The sequence below is a fragment of the Methylobacterium sp. P3_A11 genome, assembly GCF_056403155.1.
The window spans coordinates 1-4,381 of record NZ_JBFUGA010000197.1; the positions used below are offsets into that span (position 1 = coordinate 1).

Below are 4,381 nucleotides of genomic sequence, written 5' to 3' on the forward strand. Positions count from 1 at the left end.
GCGGGACCGCGGCCGCGCCGGGGCGGCGAGCCGCCGCGCATCGCCGGTGCGAACCCGGCCGGTCGTCGGAACCGGCCGGCCCCTCAGCCGTAATGCCGGCACGATGCCGCCCGCCTTGAAGTCGATCACATCAGGATTTGCCGGCCGGCCTCCAGCGCGCGAACCGCGCCGCCTATGGCCACGTATTCAGGACGCATTCAGTGCCCTCGGCGCACATCTCCCGGCAATGCGCTACGCCATCGCCCTCGTCGCCATCAGCCTGACCGCCGCGGCCCTCGCCGCGGGCGGCCTCGGCTCCATGGCCGATGATGGGCCGGCTCCCCAGACGGGCACCGTCTCCAGCCCGGCGCCCCTGCGGATCGAGAACTGCCTGTCCCCCGCCGACATGCGCGAGGAGGTCGGCGAACGCCGGGTGATCCCGCCGGTGGCGGCGATCCGCGCGGCTCGCACGGTGATCCCCCGGGCCGAGATCCAGAGGGCGAGCCTCTGCCGTTACGAGGACACGCTCGTGTACATGCTCACCGCCTTGCGTCGGGACGGTCACTTCGTGCACGTCATCGTCGATGCGCGCACCGGCACCGTCGCGGGACAGTATTGAGCGGGCGCCGGGACCGTTTCGGAGGGGAGTGAGCCGTGCGTCTGCTGGTCGTGGAAGATGACAAGGACATCAACCGGCAAGTCGTGGCCGCGCTTGAGGAGGCCGGCTACGTCGCCGACAAGGCCTATGACGGCGAGGAGGGCGGCTATCTCGGCGAGAGCGAGCCCTACGACGCCATCATCCTCGACATGGGCCTGCCCAAGGCCGACGGCGTCACGGTCCTGCAGAAGTGGCGCCGGGCCGGCGTCAAGACGCCGGTGATCATCCTCACCGCCCGCGACCGCTGGTCCGACAAGGTCGACGGCTTCGATGCCGGCGCCGACGACTACGTCACCAAGCCCTTCCACATGGAGGAGCTGATGGCCCGGGTCCGCGCGCTCCTGCGCCGGGCCGCCGGCCACGCCACCAGCCAGATCGCCTGCGGTCCCGTCACGCTCGATACGCGCTCCGGCAAGGTCTTCGTCGACGGCGCCCAGGTGAAGCTGACGAGCCACGAGTACCGGCTGCTCTCCTACCTGATGCACCATACCGGCCGGGTCGTGTCCCGGGCCGAACTCACCGAGCACCTCTACGACCAGGATTTCGACCGGGACTCGAACACGATCGAGGTGTTCGTCGGCCGCCTGCGCAAGAAACTCGCCGTGGACCTGATCCAGACCGTGCGCGGCCTCGGCTACCTCGTGGACCCGAACCAGCCGCCGGCGCGGATGTGAGCGTGCCCGCCCGATCCGGCACGCTGCCCGCCGTGTTCATGCGCGGCGGCACCAGCAAGGCGCTGATGCTGCACCGCCGGGACGTGCCGGGGGACCTCGCCGCCTGGGAGCGGGTCTTCCTCTCCGCCATGGACAGCCCGGACCCGTTCGGGCGGCAGCTCAACGGCATGGGCGGGGGCGTGTCGTCGGTCTCGAAGATCTGCGTGGTGGAGCGCTCCGCGCGGCCGGATGCCGATCTCGAGTACACCTTCGTGCAGGTGGTGGTCCGCGACGGCCGCATCGACCTGTCGGGCAATTGCGGCAACATGCTCGCGGCGGTCGGCCCGTTCGCGGTCGACGAGGGGCTCATCGCCGTCCCGGACGGCCCGGTGTCCCTGCGGATCTTCAACACCAACACGCGCAAGCTGATCGCGGCCAGCTTCGCCGCGGGGGGCGGCCGCAGCGTCTATCGCGGCGACCTCGCGATCCCCGGCGTCGCCGGCACGGGCGCGCCGATCCAGCTCGACTTCCTGGATCCCGGCGGCGCCACGACCGGCCGGCTCCTGCCCACCGGCGCCGTCCGCCAGACCCTCGACGTGCCGGGCCTCGGCCCGATCGAGGCCTCGCTGGTCGACGCCGCCAATGCCTGCGTATTCGTCCGCGCCGCCGATCTCGGGCTCGCCGGCACGGAACTGCCCGCCGCCCTGGAGTCGGTGCCCGGCCTCCTCGACCGCCTGGCGCAGATCCGCCGGGCCGGGTCCGTGGCGATGGGCATCGCGCCCGACCTCGCGGCGGCGGCGGGCATCGTCCACGTGCCCTTCGTCGGCCTCGTCGGGCCGCCGAGGGATGCCGGCAGCCTCTCCGGCGCCACGGTCCGCGCCGCCGACATCGACCTGACCGCCCGGGTGATCTCCAACGGCGTGCCGCACCAAGCGCTGCCCCTCACCGCCACCCTGTGCCTCGCGGTCGCCGCCCGGCTCGACGGCAGCCTCGTCCACGAGGCCGCGCGCGCCACCGGCGCGGCCCTGCGGGTCGGCATGCCGTCGGGAATCCTCACCGCCGACGCCGCCGTGATGCGCGAGGGCGACGGCTGGCGGGCCGCGCGCGGCGCGTTCTTCCGCACGGCGCGCCCGCTGATGCGGGGCGCGGTGTTCTACGATGCGCCGCCGCCCGGCTGAGCGACCGACGCGACCATGATCGACCTCATCGGCCTCTTCTCCCTACGCCGCCGCTCCATCGCGGTGCGGCTCGCCGTGTCGGCCTTCCTGTCGAGTTCCGCGATCCTGCTGATCGCGGCCTGGATCCTCACGACCCTCTACCGCGAGAACACCGAGCGCTCCTTCGACAGCCGGCTGCTGGTCTTCGCCAACAACCTCGCCACCGATCTCGTCTCGCCGAACGATCCCGAGAGCCGGACCTTCTCGCTGGGTGACCCCCGCTTCGACCTGCCCCTGTCGGGCTGGTACTGGCAGGTCGGCAAGCCCGACGCGAAGCCGCGGGACGTGCGCACCTCCCGCTCGCTGGTCGGCGTGCCGCTTCCGCCCGCCACGGATCCGGAGGGCAAGGCCGGCGTCGGTCAGATCCGGCAGGGCTACGGCAAGGGGCAGGACGGGCGCCTGCTGCGGATCATGGAGCGCGACGTCGATCTCGGCGAGGAGGGCCGCTACACGGTCCGCGTCGCCGGCCCGGCCGACGAGATCGTCAACGACGTCGACCGGTTCCGCAACTCGCTGACCATCACCTTCGGACTGCTCGGCCTCTCGCTGGCGATCACCACCCTGCTGCAGATCCGGTTCGGCCTCGCGCCGCTCAAGAAGATGCGGGCCGCGCTCGGCGCCGTCCGCCGGGGCGAGGCCGACCGCATCACCGGCACCTATCCCCGCGACATCGCCCCGCTCACCGGCGAGGTGAACCTGCTGATCGAGACCAATCGCGAGATCCTGGAGCGCGCCCGCACGCAGGTCGGCAACCTCGCCCACGCCTTGAAGACGCCGCTCTCGATCATCGTCAACGAGGTCGGCGCCTCGGACGCGCCGGAGGAACTGGCGCAGAAGATCTGCGAGCAGGCCGCCGTGATGCGCGATCAGGTGAACTACCACCTCGACCGGGCGCGCGCCGCGGCGCTCGCCGGCACCCTGGGGACATCGACGGAGGTCGAGCCGGCGCTGGCCGGCCTCGTGCGGACGTTCGGAAAAATCTACCGGGACAAAGACATCGCCTACGATGTCCACGTCCCGCCGGGTCTGCGCTTCCGCGGCGAGCGCCAGGATTTCGAGGAGATGGTCGGCAACCTCGTCGACAACGCCTCGAAATGGGCGCACGGCCGGGTGGCGATCCGGGCCGAGGCGGTGGCCGAGCACGATTATCCCCACCTCGTCGTCGCCATCGAGGACGATGGTCCCGGTCTGCCTCCGGAGGCCCGCCAGGCGGTGCTCGGCCGCGGGCGCCGGCTCGACGAATCGAAGCCCGGCTCGGGTCTGGGCCTCTCGATCGTGGCCGATCTCGCCGCCCTGTACCGGGGCCGCTTCACCCTCGAGCAGGCGACGCTCGGCGGCCTGCGGGCGGTGCTGGAAGTGCCGGGCGACGCGCCCGTGGGGACGGCGACGCACTGAGGCCGCTCGCCCCGCCGGCCGACCCCCGGTGCGGGACGCGGCCACATGGCCCGGGCCTGCCCCTTGTCTTCGCGGGAGACTTGCGTGACACCGTGCCGCCGTCGGGAGACGTCGTGGCCTCACGCTGCCGGCTCCACATGGCGTGGGGAGGGGCGGGCCGGTCCGGCTCGTTGGCGATAAGGTTCATGACGGCGATCTGGTTCATCCTGGCGGCCATGACCGCGGCGGCCGTCCTCGGCCTGCTCTGGCCGATGTCGCGGCGCGCCGCCGTGCCGACCGGCGAGGCCGGCGGGACCGGGCTCGCCACCGAGACCGCCTTCTACGAGGATCAGATCGCCGAGATCGACCGCGACCTGGGCCGCGGCCTGATCGCCCGGGACGAAGCCGAGACCGCCAAGGCGGAGGCCGCCCGCCGGCTGCTCCGCGCGAGCCGCGAGGCGCAGCGCGAGGCCGAGGACGACGGCCTCGCGGAGGCCGCG

5 protein-coding genes are annotated in these 4,381 nt (G+C 72.6%); all 5 read left to right on the plus strand.

The genetic code is table 11. The features are described 5' to 3' along the window. Nucleotides 1-226: 226 nt before the first annotated feature. Nucleotides 227-598 carry a PepSY domain-containing protein gene (locus tag AC1DXK_RS30240; RefSeq protein ID WP_457107015.1) on the plus strand — a complete coding sequence of 124 codons (372 nt, stop codon included), beginning with the start codon at nucleotides 227-229 and terminating at the stop codon, nucleotides 596-598. Between the two features lie 35 nt (nucleotides 599-633). Then, nucleotides 634-1,311, plus strand: a complete 678-nt coding sequence (locus tag AC1DXK_RS30245; RefSeq protein WP_012321897.1) for a response regulator transcription factor — start codon at nucleotides 634-636, stop codon at nucleotides 1,309-1,311. A 2-nt stretch (nucleotides 1,312-1,313) separates the two neighbouring features. Beyond that, the gene (locus tag AC1DXK_RS30250; RefSeq protein WP_477299655.1) at nucleotides 1,314-2,468 is read left to right on the plus strand and encodes a PrpF domain-containing protein; all 1,155 of its coding nucleotides are present in this window, start codon (nucleotides 1,314-1,316) and stop codon (nucleotides 2,466-2,468) included. 15 nt (nucleotides 2,469-2,483) lie between these two features. Further along, nucleotides 2,484-3,902, plus strand: coding sequence for an ATP-binding protein (locus AC1DXK_RS30255; protein WP_457107017.1), 1,419 nt, complete (start codon nucleotides 2,484-2,486; stop codon nucleotides 3,900-3,902). 185 nt (nucleotides 3,903-4,087) lie between these two features. Further along, nucleotides 4,088-4,381: c-type cytochrome biogenesis protein CcmI (gene ccmI / locus AC1DXK_RS30260; protein WP_477299656.1), on the plus strand; the 294-nt coding region annotated here is incomplete at its 3' end.

What these genes read in the sequence shown, in the direction of transcription:
- AC1DXK_RS30240 (WP_457107015.1), top strand. Translation starts at nt 227, where the DNA reads ATGCGCTACGCCATCGCCCTCGTCGCCATCAGCCTGACCGCCGCGGCC.
- AC1DXK_RS30255 (WP_457107017.1), top strand. Translation starts at nt 2,484, where the DNA reads ATGATCGACCTCATCGGCCTCTTCTCCCTACGCCGCCGCTCCATCGCG.